The 14,810-nt window shown below is 43.7% G+C and carries 13 protein-coding genes; 5 read left to right on the forward strand and 8 right to left on the reverse strand.

Annotated features, from left to right (window positions below; translation table 11 throughout):
* Positions 1 to 73 precede the first annotated feature (73 nt).
* Positions 74 to 961 (forward strand): GTPase Era, encoded by an 888-nt coding sequence (era, locus tag ACFQ3Q_RS04305; protein WP_380743280.1) that lies wholly within the window; start codon positions 74 to 76, stop codon positions 959 to 961.
* A gap of 235 nt (positions 962 to 1,196) precedes the next feature.
* Entirely contained in the window at positions 1,197 to 2,501 is a 1,305-nt protein-coding gene (gene der / locus ACFQ3Q_RS04310) for a ribosome biogenesis GTPase Der (RefSeq protein ID WP_380743282.1), read from the forward strand.
* 100 nt (positions 2,502 to 2,601) lie between these two features.
* On the opposite strand, the gene ACFQ3Q_RS04315 is transcribed toward der, so the two are convergent.
* From ACFQ3Q_RS04315 to ACFQ3Q_RS04335, 5 genes are read right to left on the reverse strand one after another with little or no spacing between them, the layout of a single operon-like run.
* The gene (locus ACFQ3Q_RS04315) at positions 2,602 to 3,396 is read right to left on the reverse strand and encodes a TPM domain-containing protein (RefSeq protein ID WP_380743284.1); all 795 of its coding nucleotides are present in this window, start codon (positions 3,394 to 3,396) and stop codon (positions 2,602 to 2,604) included.
* Positions 3,397 to 3,837, reverse strand: a complete 441-nt coding sequence (locus ACFQ3Q_RS04320; RefSeq protein WP_380743287.1) for a TPM domain-containing protein — start codon at positions 3,835 to 3,837, stop codon at positions 3,397 to 3,399.
* A 5-nt stretch (positions 3,838 to 3,842) separates the two neighbouring features.
* On the reverse strand, positions 3,843 to 4,439 hold the full coding sequence (locus ACFQ3Q_RS04325; protein ID WP_380743289.1) for a LemA family protein: 597 nt from the start codon (positions 4,437 to 4,439) through the stop codon (positions 3,843 to 3,845).
* 2 nt (positions 4,440 to 4,441) lie between these two features.
* The gene (locus ACFQ3Q_RS04330; protein WP_380743291.1) at positions 4,442 to 4,771 is read right to left on the reverse strand and encodes a MerR family transcriptional regulator; all 330 of its coding nucleotides are present in this window, start codon (positions 4,769 to 4,771) and stop codon (positions 4,442 to 4,444) included.
* The gene (locus tag ACFQ3Q_RS04335; RefSeq protein ID WP_380743293.1) at positions 4,771 to 5,748 is read right to left on the reverse strand and encodes a M23 family metallopeptidase; all 978 of its coding nucleotides are present in this window, start codon (positions 5,746 to 5,748) and stop codon (positions 4,771 to 4,773) included. The genes ACFQ3Q_RS04330 and ACFQ3Q_RS04335 overlap by 1 nt, the downstream gene beginning before the upstream one ends.
* Before the next feature lie 132 nt (positions 5,749 to 5,880).
* On the opposite strand from ACFQ3Q_RS04335, the gene alaS reads away from it, so the two are divergent.
* The 3 genes from alaS to ACFQ3Q_RS04350 all read left to right on the forward strand — a co-directional run bounded on the left by alaS (position 5,881) and on the right by ACFQ3Q_RS04350 (position 10,393).
* Entirely contained in the window at positions 5,881 to 8,496 is a 2,616-nt protein-coding gene (gene alaS, locus ACFQ3Q_RS04340; RefSeq protein ID WP_380743295.1) for an alanine--tRNA ligase, read from the forward strand.
* A gap of 26 nt (positions 8,497 to 8,522) precedes the next feature.
* The gene (locus ACFQ3Q_RS04345) at positions 8,523 to 9,470 is read left to right on the forward strand and encodes a GSCFA domain-containing protein (RefSeq protein WP_380743297.1); all 948 of its coding nucleotides are present in this window, start codon (positions 8,523 to 8,525) and stop codon (positions 9,468 to 9,470) included.
* Between the two features lie 308 nt (positions 9,471 to 9,778).
* Positions 9,779 to 10,393 carry a DUF4230 domain-containing protein gene (locus tag ACFQ3Q_RS04350; protein ID WP_380743299.1) on the forward strand — a complete coding sequence of 205 codons (615 nt, stop codon included), beginning with the start codon at positions 9,779 to 9,781 and terminating at the stop codon, positions 10,391 to 10,393.
* Here the strand turns inward: ACFQ3Q_RS04350 and ACFQ3Q_RS04355 are convergent.
* The 3 genes from ACFQ3Q_RS04355 to ACFQ3Q_RS04365 form a co-directional block, all read right to left on the reverse strand.
* Complete coding sequence (locus ACFQ3Q_RS04355) at positions 10,390 to 12,147, reverse strand: aromatic amino acid hydroxylase (RefSeq protein WP_380743301.1); 1,758 nt, start codon at positions 12,145 to 12,147, stop codon at positions 10,390 to 10,392. The two genes, ACFQ3Q_RS04350 and ACFQ3Q_RS04355, sit on opposite strands and share 4 nt — an antisense overlap.
* 118 nt (positions 12,148 to 12,265) lie before the next feature.
* Positions 12,266 to 12,805 carry a DUF4136 domain-containing protein gene (locus ACFQ3Q_RS04360; protein ID WP_380743303.1) on the reverse strand — a complete coding sequence of 180 codons (540 nt, stop codon included), beginning with the start codon at positions 12,803 to 12,805 and terminating at the stop codon, positions 12,266 to 12,268.
* A gap of 22 nt (positions 12,806 to 12,827) precedes the next feature.
* Complete coding sequence (locus ACFQ3Q_RS04365; protein ID WP_380743305.1) at positions 12,828 to 14,810, reverse strand: urocanate hydratase; 1,983 nt, start codon at positions 14,808 to 14,810, stop codon at positions 12,828 to 12,830.

Genomic DNA, 14,810 nt, shown 5'->3' on the forward strand with positions numbered 1-14,810 from the left:
AAATTTACGCCTCTTTTCTAGAGGCTTGCTTAATATCTTAGTACTTTTGCATTTATAAAAGAAGCATAGTATTATGGCACATAAAGCCGGTTTTGTAAATATTATTGGAAACCCTAATGTGGGGAAGTCTACCCTGATGAATGCCTTCGTCGGGGAGCGTTTGTCCATTATCACCTCTAAGGCACAAACCACCCGGCACAGGATCCTGGGGATCGTAAACGGGGATGATTTTCAGGTGATCTTGAGTGACACCCCGGGAATCATAAAACCAGCTTATGAACTGCAGGCATCTATGATGGATTTCGTGAAATCTGCTTTTGAAGATGCCGATGTACTTGTATATATGGTTGAGGTGGGCGAGAAGGCTTTGAAAGATGAAGCCTTCTTCAAAAAGATCGTCAATGCTAAGATCCCGGTACTGTTGCTCCTGAATAAGATCGATAAATCCAATCAGGAAGAACTGGAAAGCCAGGTGCAGTACTGGCAGGAAAAGGTGCCTAATGCGGAGATCTTCCCGGTTTCAGCCCTTGAAGGCTTCAATGTTTCTGAAATTTTTAAACGTATCATAGAAATTCTTCCGGAATCCCCGGCATTTTACCCTAAAGATACGCTTACCGATAAGCCCGAACGTTTCTTCGTGAATGAGATCATTCGCGAAAAGATTCTGATGCATTATAAAAAGGAGATCCCTTACAGTGTTGAGATCGATACCCAGGAATTCTTTGAAGAAGAAGACATCATCAGGATGCGAAGCGTTATTATGGTAGAGCGTGATACCCAGAAGGGGATCATAATCGGCCATAAAGGAGCTGCCTTAAAAAGAGTGGGGGTGGAAGCGCGTAAAGACCTTGAGAAATTCTTCGGAAAACAGGTACACCTTGAACTCTATGTAAAAGTGAACAAGAACTGGCGTAGTGATTCAAGACAACTGAAGAGATTCGGTTACTCGGGGGAGAAATAAATCCCTTGCCGTTTATTCTGCGAATATTAACTGATGAGCCTTGAATTGCAGCTTTTTAATAAGTCCTTATCAGGCTGAAACCTGTGCTTTCAGGTACCGATTGATACTTTTCCTTCAAGCAGCATAGTCACCGAGGTATTAAGATTTAAATATTAATTTGAATAAGAATGAGGTTGTTAGAAGCCATTTGTTATAAAACCACTAATTTTGCACCTCATTATAGAATTATTTAATTATGGGCAATATTGTAGCCATTGTGGGTAGACCAAATGTAGGAAAATCCACTTTTTTTAACCGTTTGATCCAACGCCGGGAGGCGATTGTAGACTCGGTGAGTGGGGTGACCCGTGACCGACATTACGGTAAGTCTGACTGGAACGGGAGAAAATTCTCCCTTATTGATACCGGGGGATATGTTAAGGGAAGCGAAGATGTTTTTGAAGCGGAGATCGATAAGCAGGTAGAACTGGCTATAGATGAGGCCGATGCCATTATCTTTATGGTAGACGTGGAAAGCGGCGTGACTCCTATGGATGAAGAAGTGGCCACTTTGTTACGTAAAGTTGATAAGCCGGTACTACTTGCCGTAAATAAAGTAGATAATAACAAGCGACTTGAAAACGCAGTCGAGTTTTATTCGCTGGGGCTAGGCGAGTATTTTCCTATTGCCAGTACCAACGGGAGCGGTACGGGAGACCTTTTGGACGCCCTTGTCGAGGCGCTTCCTGAACTGGAAGAAACCGATGAAGACGACTTGCCGAGATTTGCCGTTGTGGGAAGACCTAACGCCGGGAAATCCTCTTTCATCAACGCGCTTATAGGCGAAGAAAGATATATAGTGACCGATATTGCGGGAACCACCCGTGATTCTATAGATACCAGGTATAATCGTTTCGGGTTTGAATTCAATCTTGTGGATACCGCAGGGATCAGAAGAAAATCCAAGGTTAAGGAAAATCTTGAGTTCTATTCTGTAATGCGTTCGGTAAGAGCCATAGAGAACTGTGATGTTTGTCTTCTGGTACTGGATGCTACCCGTGGTTTTGACGGACAGGTGCAGAATATCTTCTGGCTGGCACAGCGAAACCGAAAGGGGATCGTGATCCTTGTAAATAAGTGGGACCTTCTGGAGAAGGAAACCAATACAATGAAGGAATATGAAGCGGCAATAAGGAGAGAGATGGAGCCATTTACCGATGTGCCTATCATCTTTATGTCGGTTCTTAACAAGCAAAGGATCTTTAAGGCCATAGAGACAGCTGTAAGGGTATATAAGAATCGAAGCGAGAAGATCAAGACCCGCAGGCTTAATGATGTGATGCTTCCTATTATTGAAGGCAACCCGCCACCGGCTTATAAAGGGAAATACGTGAAGATCAAATTCTGTACGCAGTTGCCAACGCCGCAGCCACAGTTCGCGTTCTTCTGCAATTTACCGCAGTATGTAAGAGATCCTTATAAGCGATTCATCGAGAACAAACTCCGGAAAGAATTCGATTTTGAAGGAGTGCCGATCACCATTTATTTCAGGAAGAAATAAGACGTGATTTAGATATAACAAAAAAGCCTCAGGGTCTCCTGAGGCTTTTTCTATTGAATTATTACTTGGGGGAGTAATAAAAATCTTTATAAGGTTAATCTTACCAGCTTCCTCCGGCTCCGCCGCCGCCAAAGCCTCCGCCGCCGAAACCGCCACCAAAGCCGCCTCCGCCGCCAAAACCTCCTCCGGAGCTTCCGCCTCCGCCAAAGGTTCCGCGCCCCAGAGAGCTCAGGATAATAGCGTCAAAAAGAGTGCTGCTGCCTCTTCGGTGTCCGCCGCTTCCACCGCCCCGGTTCTTTCGGCTGAAAGAGATCAGGATGATGATGAAAACTATGAATATGATTATGGTTCGTATGGGTAAACCTTTGCTTTGTCTTCCCTGGGGAGTGCCTTCAAATGTGCCTGCCAGCACCTCGAAAATTGCTGAGGTCCCTTTGTCGAACCCGCTGTAGTAATCACTTTTTCTGAATTCAGGCAGGATGATGTTTTCTATGATGAGCTTGGTCTTGGCATCGGTAAGGTACTCTTCGAGTCCGTAGCCGGTGGTGATCCAGATCTTCCGGTCGTTCTCGGCCATTAATATCAGCAGGCCGTTATCCTTTTTGCTTTGCCCGATTCCCCATTCGTGAGCCCAGTGTGCCGCATAGGTTCCTTCATATTCTCCCTGCAGAGACTCAATGGTGACCACCACAATTTGTGTTGAAGTGGTGTCGGCATAATTGATAAGCTTCTGTGTTAAACGTGACTCTTCCGAATCGCTAAGTACATCTGCCCCGTCATAGACACTCGTCTGTTTATCGGGTTTGGGAGGTATATCGCGCTGGGCATAGCCAATCCCGATCAAACAAATTAGAAATAATAAGGTAAGGCTTAACTTTCGGTTTAATACTCGCATTTAAGCTTTTGAAATTTTGTTGGAAAGTTCATTCTCGTTGTCTTCGGTCCAGGGGAAGTGCTTTTTAAGTTGCTCTCCCGCCTTTAGTACGCCGTCTATAAGACCTTGTTTGAAATTTCCTTTTTTGAATTGCGCCACGATGGCGTCTTTGGTGCTCTCCCAAAAATCTGAAGGCACGACGTCATTTATTCCTTTGTCCCCGTAGATCACAAAATTGCGGTCTTCTACGGCAACATAAATAAGCACTCCGTTCTCGGCTTTGGTATTGTCCATTTTCAACATATGAAAGACCTCCATCGCCCTGTCGAAGATATCCTTGTCCCCAACGGTCTTTTCGAGGTGGACCCTGATTTCTCCCGAGGTCCTGCCTTCAGCTGTCCTGATGGCTTCAACGATCTCTTCCTCTTCTTCTTTGCTTAAAAAATCTAAATCTTTCTTCATCTCTCTTAAAAATCGAATTCAACATCGGGGGCATCTTCAGAACCTTCATCGGCCTGGTAGCGCTCCATTTGATCGAAGCCGAACCAGCCCGCAACGATATTATTCGGGAAGACCCTGATATATTTATTGTAATTGGTTACAGCTTCATTATAGCGGTCCCTGGCCACATTTATGCGGTTTTCGGTGCCTTCCAGCTGTGATTGTAGTTGTAAGAAGTTTTGGTTCGCCTTTAATTCAGGATAGCGTTCCACGGTAACCAGTAACCTTGATAAAGCAGAAGAAACCCCGCTTTGTGCCTGCTGGAACTGCTGAATTTGGTCAGCGCTAAGGTTGCTCGGGTCTACACTTACCGAAGTTGCTTTGGCACGGGCCTCTATAACATCGGTCAGGGTTCCCCGTTCGAAATCGGCTGCTCCCTCCACTGTTTTAACCAGGTTGCCTATGAGGTCATTACGCCTCTGGTAGGAACTTTCTACATTTGCCCAGGCCCTTCTGGCATCTTCCTGGTATTCTATGGCAGTATTATTTACTCCCGCTGTTAAGCGATAGATTCCAAATACTGCTACGACAATAATAATTGCCGGGATAAGCCACTTTTTCATAATTACAATTGATTTTTAAGGTTGACTAGCGTTGCTTTAATACTTTCTAACTTACGAATTATTTCAAAATTAGTAAGCGTTTTTTGTCGTTCTTCCTTGAGATGGGTTTTAGCCCCTTCAAGGGTGAAACCTCTTTCTTTTACAAGGTGGTAGATAAGCTCCAGGTTCTTAATGTCCTCTGGGGTGAATTTGCGGTTTCCTTTTGCATTTTTCTTAGGTTTTATCACATCGAATTCCTTTTCCCAAAAACGGATAAGGGAAGTGTTTACCTTGAATGCCTCGGCTACTTCGCCAATACCGTAGTAGCGTTTTTCCGGAAGATTTACGTGCATTAGTCCAGAGATTGATTTTCCTGTTGAGCTTTTTCTAAAACCTTATCGAATTCTTCGGGAGAAAGGTTTCCGTAGTAGAAATTAATAGGATTAATTCTTTTATCATCCTTAAAGACTTCGTAGTGCAGGTGTGGACCTTCAGAACGTCCCGTACTGCCTACAAACCCAATAATATCTCCTCTTTTCACTTTCTGGCCTCTTCTTACATTGTACTTATACAGATGGCCATACAATGTGGTGTAACCAAAGCCGTGATCTATTCTAATGTGGTTGCCATAGCCAGTTGAACGGTTGTCGGCTCTTATCACCCTGCCATCACCGGTTGCATATACCGGGGTTCTTCGGGGAGCAGTAAAGTCCATTCCATAATGAAATTTTCTGACCTTGGTGAAAGGGTCTGTTCTCCATCCGTAACCGGAAGCAATCCGGCTAAGGTCTTCGTTCTTTACAGGCTGGATTGCCGGGATTGCTGAAAGTAGCTTTTCCTTTGCTTTTGCCAGTTTAGCAATCTCATCTAAAGATTTAGATTGAACTACGATCTGTTTGGTAAGGATATCCATCCGTTTGGTGGTCTCCACTATAAGTTTTGAATTATCGAAACCTTCAAGGTTCTTGTAGCGGTTAACCCCTCCGAATCCTGCCTTCCTCTGTTCTTCAGGAATAGGATTTGCTTCGAAATATAAGCGGTAAATGTTATTGTCCCGGTCTTCAATATTGGCCAGCACATCCTGTATCTGGTCCATTTTTTTGTTCAGAAGCCCATACTGAAGTTTCATGTTCTTCAGCTCGCGTTTTAGAGCTTTTTCTTTAGGGGTTTCTATCTGTGGAATATTGAGGTAAATGACCAGCAAGATGAATCCGGCCAGAAAAGACCCCACTATGCTAAGCGCTATAATTCCCAGTCGCCGGCCTTTGCGGCGTTCTATTTTTTTATAGGAAAGGGTTTCGCTATCGTAATAATATTTAACCTTCGACATGAGTTAAATTTATGCTATTTTTGCCATTCAAAACGGTACAAATACTGTGCTAAATGTCAACGGTAAACGAACAAATATATAAATTGTTTCCTCGCTGTCATAATTTAAAAATTTTTAGATCGTAATAGCTACATGAAATCGCAAGAAATTCGAAATACATTCCTGGAGTTTTTTAAGTCAAAATCCCATACCGTGGTTCCTTCGGCGCCTATGGTCATTAAAGATGATCCTACTTTAATGTTCACCAATGCCGGGATGAACCAGTTCAAGGAGTTCTTCCTTGGGAACTCGGTGCCCAAGCATACCCGTGTGACCGATTCTCAAAAATGTTTGAGGGTGAGCGGAAAACACAATGACCTGGAGGAAGTGGGGATGGATACCTATCACCACACGATGTTCGAAATGCTGGGGAACTGGAGCTTTGGCGATTACTTTAAAAAGGAAGCTATTCACTGGGCCTGGGAATTGCTGACTGAGGTATTTAAAATAGACGAAAAGAACCTTTATGTGTCGGTATTTGAGGGTACAGATGATAAGGATAATCTTCCGTTAGATGAGGAGGCCCTAGCGCTTTGGAAAGAGATAGTGCCGGAAGAGCGCATCATCTACGGGAATAAAAAGGATAACTTCTGGGAGATGGGAGATCAGGGCCCTTGCGGACCTTGTTCAGAGATCCATATAGATATACGCTCTGAAGAGGAGAAGTCGAAAGTACCCGGAAGGGAGCTTGTGAATGCCGATCATCCACAGGTTGTGGAGATCTGGAACCTGGTATTCATTCAATTTAACAGAAAAGCCAATGGTGCTCTTGAGGAGTTGCCGGCAAAGCATATCGATACCGGGATGGGCTTCGAAAGACTTAGCATGGTGCTTCAGGGAAAACAATCTAATTATGACACCGACGTCTTCACTCCGCTAATCCGCGAGATCGAGACCATCACCAAAAAGGAATACGGGGTTTCAGAAAAGACCGATGTGGCCATCAGGGTGATATCAGACCACGTGCGGGCAGTTGCTTTTTCTATAGCAGACGGGCAGTTGCCGAGCAATACCGGAGCGGGTTACGTGATCAGAAGAATTTTAAGAAGGGCCATCCGTTACGGATTCACCTTCCTTGATATAAAGGAGCCATTTATTTATAAACTGGCAGAGACCTTAAGCAATCAAATGGGGGATGCATTCCCTGAACTTAAGTCGCAGAAGAATCTTTGTGAGAATGTGATAAGAGAAGAGGAGCAGTCTTTCCTTAGAACATTGGATCAGGGGCTTATTCGCCTGGAGAACATCATAGAGGAATCTAAAGACGGGAAGGTTTCAGGAAAGAAAGCTTTCGAGCTTTACGATACTTTTGGATTCCCGATAGATCTTACCGCCCTTATTTTAAGGGAGCGCGGTTACGATCTGGACCAGGAAGAATTTGAAGCGGAACTGAAACAACAAAAAGACCGCTCCAGGGCAGCAACACAGATCACTGCCGGAGACTGGCAGGAACTCACTTCGGTAGAAGAGGAGGCCTTTATAGGTTATGATGAGCTTTCGGCTGATGTGAAGATCGCGAGGTACAGAAAAGTAGAGACTAAGAAGCAGGGAGAGCTGTTTCAGATCGTGCTGAACAAAACCCCTTTCTATCCTGAAGGCGGAGGCCAGGTAGGTGATAAAGGTTACCTGGAAGCGAAAAACGGAGACGTGGTTTATATCACCGATACCAAGAAGGAAAATAACCTGATCGTACATTTTGCTAAGAACCTTCCTGAGAATCCCGAGAAAGAATTCAAGGCCGTGGTAGATGCAAAACAAAGAGCAAGAACTGCTGCCAACCACTCGGCAACGCACCTGCTGCACCAGGCTTTGAGAAGAATTCTTGGGGATCACGTAGAGCAGAAAGGCTCTATGGTTCACAGCGGTTACCTTAGATTTGACTTTTCCCACTTCGGAAAAGTAACTGCAGAGGAGATCGAAGAGGTTGAGAATTTTGTGAATACCCGAATCAAAGAGCAGATCAATCTTGAAGAACAGCGTAACATTGCTTACCAGGAAGCCATAGACCAGGGAGCAATTGCCTTATTCGGAGAGAAATACGGAGACAGCGTCAGGGCCGTGAAATTCGGAGAGTCTATGGAGCTGTGCGGGGGAACCCACGTTCAGAATACCGGGGATATCTGGTATTTCAAGATCACATCAGAGTCTGCAGTGGCGTCTGGTATCAGGAGGATAGAGGCTATAACCGGAGATGCGGTGAAAGACTATTTTTCCGAACAAACAAAGGTGCTTAAAGAGATAAAAGGCTCTTTGAAGAATTCAAAGGATCCGGTAAAGGCAATCAATAACCTGCAGGATGAAAATGCCGAATTAAAGAAGCAGGTGGAAGCTTTATTGAAAGACAAGGCTAAAAACCTGAAAGGAGAGATAAAGTCTGAGATCACCCAGGTGAACGGGGTAAATTATCTTGCTAAAAAAGTTGACCTTGATGCCGGGGGAATAAAGGACCTTGCATTTCAGCTTGGAGATGAGCTGGATGATCTCTTCCTTATCTTCGGAACCGAGCAGAACGGCAAAGCCCTGTTATCCTGTTATATTTCAAAATCCCTTGCAGCAGATAAGGACCTTCACGCCGGGAAGATCGTGAAAGATCTTGGGAAATATATCCAGGGAGGTGGCGGAGGCCAGCCTTTCTTTGCGACCGCAGGAGGTAAAAAGCCTGAAGGGATTAATGAAGCCCTGCAGCAAGCCAAAACATTCCTGGAATAAGGATTCCGGGATAAAAAACATCTGAAATGGAATTCAGAACCAAAGTACCAATTTCGGAACAGGAACCTAAAATGGATTATCGGTCCAAGATATTCCTTACAGGTTCCTGTTTTGTTGAAAATATTGGGAAAAAGCTGGATTATTATCAATTTCAGTCCTTGCAAAATCCTCTTGGGATACTTTTTCATCCTTTTGCCATAGAGAACCTCTTTCAAAAGCTGGCTTCCAACTACGAGTACGGCGATGAGGATGTATTTTTCCACAATGAACGCTGGCATTGTTTTGATGCCCATTCGTCTTTAAGCTCTAAGAGCGGGAAGGACCTGGTAGAGAAACTCAATAGTAGACTTGAGGAAACCCGAAACTTCCTTAAAGAGGCCAGTCACGTGGTGATTACCCTGGGCACTTCGTGGTATTATCATCATTTGGAAAGCGAAACAGATGTGGCCAACTGCCACAAGCTGCCACAGAAAAATTTTAGAAAGGCCCTGGCTGATCCTGAAGAGGTGAAACTCAGTGTGGAAAGCAGCCTTCACAGGCTTAAAGAATTGGCTCCCGGAGCAAAAGTTATATTTACCATCTCTCCGATAAGACACCTAAAAGACGGGTTTACGGAAAATCAATGGGGTAAATCTAACCTTATCACGGCTATTCAGAAAGAAGTTTCTTACAATTCAGAAGTCGCCTATTTTCCTTCATATGAGATTGTTATGGATGAATTGAGGGATTACAGATTCTTTTCTGAAGATATGATTCATCCCAACAACATTGCCATAAGTTATATCTGGGAGAATTTCGTGAAAGCGTGGATGTCTGGGTCTGCTATGGCTACAATGCGGGAAATAGAAGGGGTTCAGCGCGATCTTGCGCATAAGCCTTTTAATCCTGAATCTGAAGCTCACAAAAAATTTCTGGAAAAACTCGACATCAAAATTAAGGATCTGGAATCCCGGTTTCCTCATATTTCATTTTAATTCTTTACTTGTTAAAATTTTTAATTATTTATTAAAATTTAAGACTCATTGAATTTATTTGTAATTTTAACCCATAGACAAATGATGATGAGAATCTGAATCCCGGGGTGTATCCCCAGGTTTGGTTAAGAGTCGTTTGCTGTTTATTTTTTCTAAAATTTGTTGGGGTAGATTTTAGAATTTACTAAGCTTATGGACGGGTGGGGCCGTCCATAAGTATTTTATAGCCCCTTGTAAACTCCCTGTTTACAGCATTCTCTAAGATCTTCGGGAAATTTCTTTTCGTATATTTAATCAAAATTCGGTCTATGAGAAAAATACTTTTTGGAGCTGTTATCGTATTGCTGGTTGTTTTTGCGATCCGGTATTTTGAGAACAGATGGTCGCAGCAGGAACAGCTGGAAGCGAATACAGAACTTATTCAGGAGCAAATTAAAAATGTAGGAAAATTAATTGTCACTGAAGGTACTTTCTCACAGGTCTATTCCTATAAGGATTCAAAGAAATTTTACCTTGATGTCTTCTCAGCCAGAAAGAAGGCTCTTATTGTTGTAAATGCCAGGGTAAGCATTGCTTACGACCTGAGTGAGCTTGAAATTGATGTCGATAAAGTGAACAGGACGATAAGCATAACTCATATTCCGGAAGAAGAAATAAGTATTAATCCTGATATCAACTACTATGATGTTACCCAGGATTATCTTAACCAGTTTGAAGCGGAGGATTATAATAAGATCAAAACCCAGATTGAAAAGTCGATCAGGAAAAAGGTAGAAGCATCCAATTTAAAATCGAATGCTCAAAACCGGCTCATTAGTGAGTTACAGAAGATCTATATCCTTTCGAATTCAATGGGCTGGACCCTTGAGTATAAGGGCCAGAAATTTGAAGGCCAGGAGGAACTTGAAGCTATAAAGCTTTAATCTGTTACCAGGTTGGCTTTGGCCATTTCTATCCCATCTTCTATAAGGTGTTTAACTTCCGGCCTTTGTTTTTTGATGTTTTCCAGATGTGCCAGGGCCTTCTCGGCAAGCCCGGGATTCTTTTCGCAAGCCAGCTCATAGATCTCAACACTTAACAACCAATCTCTTGGATGACTTTTTTCTGCGATCTCTAAAGCAGCTTCCAGAGAGAACTTCGCATTCTCTCCTTCTCTGATGTTTCTTACTGATTTGTAAAGCGACTCAAGTTCTTCTCTTTCCGGAGTTTTCTTGCTTTTAATAGTGGTGCTTGAAGGTTTATGAGTGATCAGGTCAAAAGATTCTGCATCGGCAGGACCGGCAAAAGCTGAGATTATTTCTTTACCTACAGCCATATCGTATTTGCCCCATTCCGGTTTAAAGAGCACTTCATCTTCATAAGTCACGGTACAGTTCTTAAAGCTGATAAGGATAATCTTTCCCTGGAGGTTTCTGGTTCCGGTAATGATCTCTCCTTCTACTATTAGCCCGCCTTCAAATTCAAGTTTCACTTTTTCACCTTCATAGATATCATATGCCCTGAGATCTCGCGGACTCATATCTTCTATAGCCAGGTTGATTCCTTTAAGCTTTCCTACGGGAGAACCAAAGCCTTCGGGATGGTTATGGGTGCCGTGCCCTACCAGCTCCTTTTCCCGGTGAGCCAAAGCAGTCTTGCCTTTCGTCTGAATGTAAACCGGTGCTCCGTTGTATTCTATCACTCTTGAAAGACTTCCGGAAACCTGAAGGCCGGTGCTGAACTCAATGGTTCCGATATTCTTCGAGTCGATAAGCTTTTTGATCCCTGAAAGTCCGCCTCTCCTCAAGGCCATAGTGTTGGCAAATTCTTCCAGGACCGAACTTAAATGGGCGAAATCTGGAGTTACATACAGCTGTGGCTGAGGTTTGGTGATGTCGAATTCCTGTTTTGCAGCTTCAATGGTATAGGGGATCTTCTTCACCTTATCTGTCATACACCATTTGCTTTCTCCAATTGAAGACAGCAGCCCGGCGCCATAAATTTTTGGGTGTTCCAAAGTGCCTATAAGACCATATTCCACGGTCCACCAGTGCAGGTTCCTTATTTGGGCCATTTCGCTAGGTTTCCCCATATTGTTTTGCAGGTAATCTACCTGCTTCTCTGCAGCCTCAATTTCTTCTTGTGGTGTGTCTTCAGCTTCCTTGATAATGGACAGGTGCCTGATGGCTTCATACATCTCATAATCTTTGGCGCTGGAGATGGCTTTACAGCCAATCTCTCCAAAACGTCTCAGGTATTCTGCATATTCAGGATTGGCAATAATTGGAGCGTGGCCGGCCCCCTCGTGAATAATGTCGGGAGCGGGTGTGTACTCCATATGTTCTATCTGCCTGATATCACTGGCGATCACCAGCACATTATAGGCCTGGAACTCCATAAAAGCAGCAGGCGGGATAAATCCGTCTACGGCGACGGCCGCCCAGCCAATTTCCTTGAGGATGCGATTCATTCCGTACATATTCGGGATACTGTCTATAGAGATTCCTGTTTGGCGAAGGCCTTCCAGGTAGGAATTATGAGCTACTTTACTCAGATATTCTACATTTTTGCGCATAACATAGCGCCAAACCGCCTGATTTATGGGAGTGTAATCATCATAATTCTGCGGCTTTATATATTGTTGAAGATGCGCCGGAAGACGCTCTAATATTTCGTTTGACTCAACTTGGTCCAGCATAATTTATATTAGATAAAATTCAATTTAAAGATACATAATTATGTGCAAATTCCGAAAATGATAACAGAAATAGGAATAAAATAAAAATGCTCCCGATTCGGGAGCATTTTCTTGAATTTTACTTTTCCATAGTTGGAGGATATTTCTCCATTATCTTCTGAACGATCTCATTGATGCGTTCCTGCTTTTTATTCACTTCTTCAGCAAGGGCGGCAGTGCCCATTCCCTGCCAAACAAGTTCCTTTTCTCCCGCATCAATCAGGTCTATATAAAGGGTTCCTTCACTGGTTCGGGTAACGGTGTTGTAACCTGAGCCCCAGTACCAGGGATGCCATCCCCAGCCATAACCCCAGCCATAATTGTTCTGGTAGATATTAATATTCTCATTGGTCTTAGTGAAAATGCTTACAAGTAGATCTGGGTTTTCAGATTTAGCAAAGCCTTTAGCCTGCATTTCACTTTCAATAGCCCTAAGGATTCGCTTTTTATCGAGATCCGAAATTTCAGCTTTGTCTATGCCCGGCTTGAAAAAGGCAAAGGTTTGATACTCATTAAAATTAGCTTCACGATCATAATCTGACGCAACTCTTACACTGCTGCAAGAGGTAAGGACTCCTACAAACAGAAGCAAAACAGATGTAATTTTCAGAATTTTCATAAGAACTTAAGTTTTAGTGTTATTACTTAAGAAGAGTTTCATCTACCATATTAGGGAGGGTAAGTTTTAGCTTAGGCTCCATTTGCATTGCTCTTTTGGCTGTAAACACGGCTTCCTTATTTCTAGCCCAGCTTCTGCGGGCAATTCCGTTGTTAACATCCCAAAAAAGCATAGATTTTAAGCGCTCTTCTGATGCTGAAGTACCTTCAAGAATCATACCAAAACCTCCGTTAATAACTTCTCCCCAGCCTACACCACCACCATTATGGATGCTTACCCAGGTAGCGCCTCTAAAACTATCACCAATCACGTTATGTATAGCCATATCAGCTGTAAAGCTTGAGCCATCATAAATATTTGAGGTTTCCCGGTAGGGAGAATCTGTACCTGAAACATCATGATGATCTCTTCCTAACACAACCGGGCCAATCTCTCCATTTCCAATGGCATCGTTAAATGCCTTGGCGATCTCCATACGGCCAACGGCGTCGGCATAAAGGATCCTTGCTTTGGAACCTACTACCAGTTTATTCTCCTGAGCTCCTTTTATCCATTTGATATTATCGGCCATTTGCTGCTGAATCTCTTCAGGAGCTTCTTTTCTTAATTTTTCAAGTACCCGGGTTGCGATCTCATCGGTTTTGGCCAGGTCTTCATCTTTCCCTGAAGCACAAACCCATCTAAAAGGTCCGAATCCATAATCGAAACACATAGGCCCCATAATGTCCTGTACATAACTTGGATAGCGGAAATGTATACCGTCTTCCGCCATTATCTCGGCTCCGGCTCTTGATGCTTCTAAAAGAAATGCATTCCCATAATCGAAGAAATAAGTGCCTTTAGCCGTATGTTTGTTTATTGCTGAAGTTTGTCTTCTCAGACTTTCCTGAACTTTCTGTTTGAAAAGTTCCGGTTCTTCGGCCATCATTTTATTCGATTCTTCAAAGCTAAGTCCAACCGGGTAATAACCTCCGGCCCACGGATTATGCAAAGAAGTCTGGTCGCTTCCCAGGTCTATATGGATGTCCTTTTCATCAAAGTACTCCCATACGTCAACGATATTTCCCTGGTAAGCTATGGAGAGCACTTCCTTTTGTTCTTTGGCCTCTTTAACCCTGCTGGCCAGTTTTTCAAGGTCGTCTATCACCTCATCCACCCATCCCTGGGAGTGACGTGTTTCAGTGGCTTTTGGGTTCACTTCGGCGCATACGGTAATACAGCCGGCAATATTACCTGCCTTTGGCTGAGCTCCGCTCATACCCCCAAGTCCTGAGGTAACGAACAGCTTTCCGCCAAGTCCTTCCTCAGAGATCTTTCTGCCGGCATTCAGAACGGTGATAGTTGTCCCGTGTACGATTCCCTGCGGGCCAATATACATGTAGCTTCCGGCGGTCATCTGCCCGTACTGGGTGACTCCAAGTGCGTTGTATTTCTCCCAGTCATCCGGTTTGGAATAGTTGGGGATCATCATCCCGTTGGTCACGACCACCCTGGGAGCGTTTTTATGTGATGGGAACAAGCCCATAGGATGTCCCGAATACATCACTAAAGTCTGATCTTCTTCCATTTCGGCGAGGTATTTCATCGTAAGCCTGTATTGTGCCCAGTTCTGAAATACAGCTCCATTACCACCATAGGTGATCAGCTCATCGGGATGCTGAGCTACGGCGTGGTCCAGGTTGTTCTGGATCATTAGCATAATACCCTTGGCCTGGGTGCTTTTTCCCGGGTACTCTTCAATAGGGCGGGCTTTCATCTCGTAGTCAGGCTTCAGTCTGTACATATAGATACGCCCGTATTTTTCAAGTTCTTCCCTGAATTCCGGAATCAGGGTTTCGTGATGCTGCTTGTCAAAGTATCTCAAGGCGTTTTTAAGAGCCAGTTGTTTTTCATCCTGGGTAAGAATATCCTTTCTCTTTGGGGCGTGGTTAACAGATTCGTCATAATCCTTTTTTGAAGGTAATTTCGAAGGAATCCCTTCCAGTAATTGTTCTTTAAATGTCAT

Origin of the sequence: Salegentibacter chungangensis, assembly GCF_042678405.1 — a bacterium.
Classification (GTDB): domain Bacteria; phylum Bacteroidota; class Bacteroidia; order Flavobacteriales; family Flavobacteriaceae; genus Salegentibacter_A; species Salegentibacter_A chungangensis.

Excerpts from the sequence above, each read along its gene's own strand:
- era (WP_380743280.1), top strand. The coding sequence starts at position 74 with ATGGCACATAAAGCCGGTTTTGTAAATATTATTGGAAACCCTAATGTG.
- der (WP_380743282.1), top strand. The coding sequence starts at position 1,197 with ATGGGCAATATTGTAGCCATTGTGGGTAGACCAAATGTAGGAAAATCC.
- ACFQ3Q_RS04315 (WP_380743284.1), bottom strand. The coding sequence starts at position 3,396 with ATGCGAGTATTAAACCGAAAGTTAAGCCTTACCTTATTATTTCTAATT.
- ACFQ3Q_RS04320 (WP_380743287.1), bottom strand. The coding sequence starts at position 3,837 with ATGAAGAAAGATTTAGATTTTTTAAGCAAAGAAGAAGAGGAAGAGATC.
- ACFQ3Q_RS04325 (WP_380743289.1), bottom strand. The coding sequence starts at position 4,439 with ATGAAAAAGTGGCTTATCCCGGCAATTATTATTGTCGTAGCAGTATTT.
- ACFQ3Q_RS04330 (WP_380743291.1), bottom strand. The coding sequence starts at position 4,771 with ATGCACGTAAATCTTCCGGAAAAACGCTACTACGGTATTGGCGAAGTA.
- ACFQ3Q_RS04335 (WP_380743293.1), bottom strand. The coding sequence starts at position 5,748 with ATGTCGAAGGTTAAATATTATTACGATAGCGAAACCCTTTCCTATAAA.
- alaS (WP_380743295.1), top strand. The coding sequence starts at position 5,881 with ATGAAATCGCAAGAAATTCGAAATACATTCCTGGAGTTTTTTAAGTCA.
- ACFQ3Q_RS04345 (WP_380743297.1), top strand. The coding sequence starts at position 8,523 with ATGGAATTCAGAACCAAAGTACCAATTTCGGAACAGGAACCTAAAATG.
- ACFQ3Q_RS04350 (WP_380743299.1), top strand. The coding sequence starts at position 9,779 with ATGAGAAAAATACTTTTTGGAGCTGTTATCGTATTGCTGGTTGTTTTT.
- ACFQ3Q_RS04355 (WP_380743301.1), bottom strand. The coding sequence starts at position 12,147 with ATGCTGGACCAAGTTGAGTCAAACGAAATATTAGAGCGTCTTCCGGCG.
- ACFQ3Q_RS04360 (WP_380743303.1), bottom strand. The coding sequence starts at position 12,805 with ATGAAAATTCTGAAAATTACATCTGTTTTGCTTCTGTTTGTAGGAGTC.
- ACFQ3Q_RS04365 (WP_380743305.1), bottom strand. The coding sequence starts at position 14,810 with ATGACATTTAAAGAACAATTACTGGAAGGGATTCCTTCGAAATTACCT.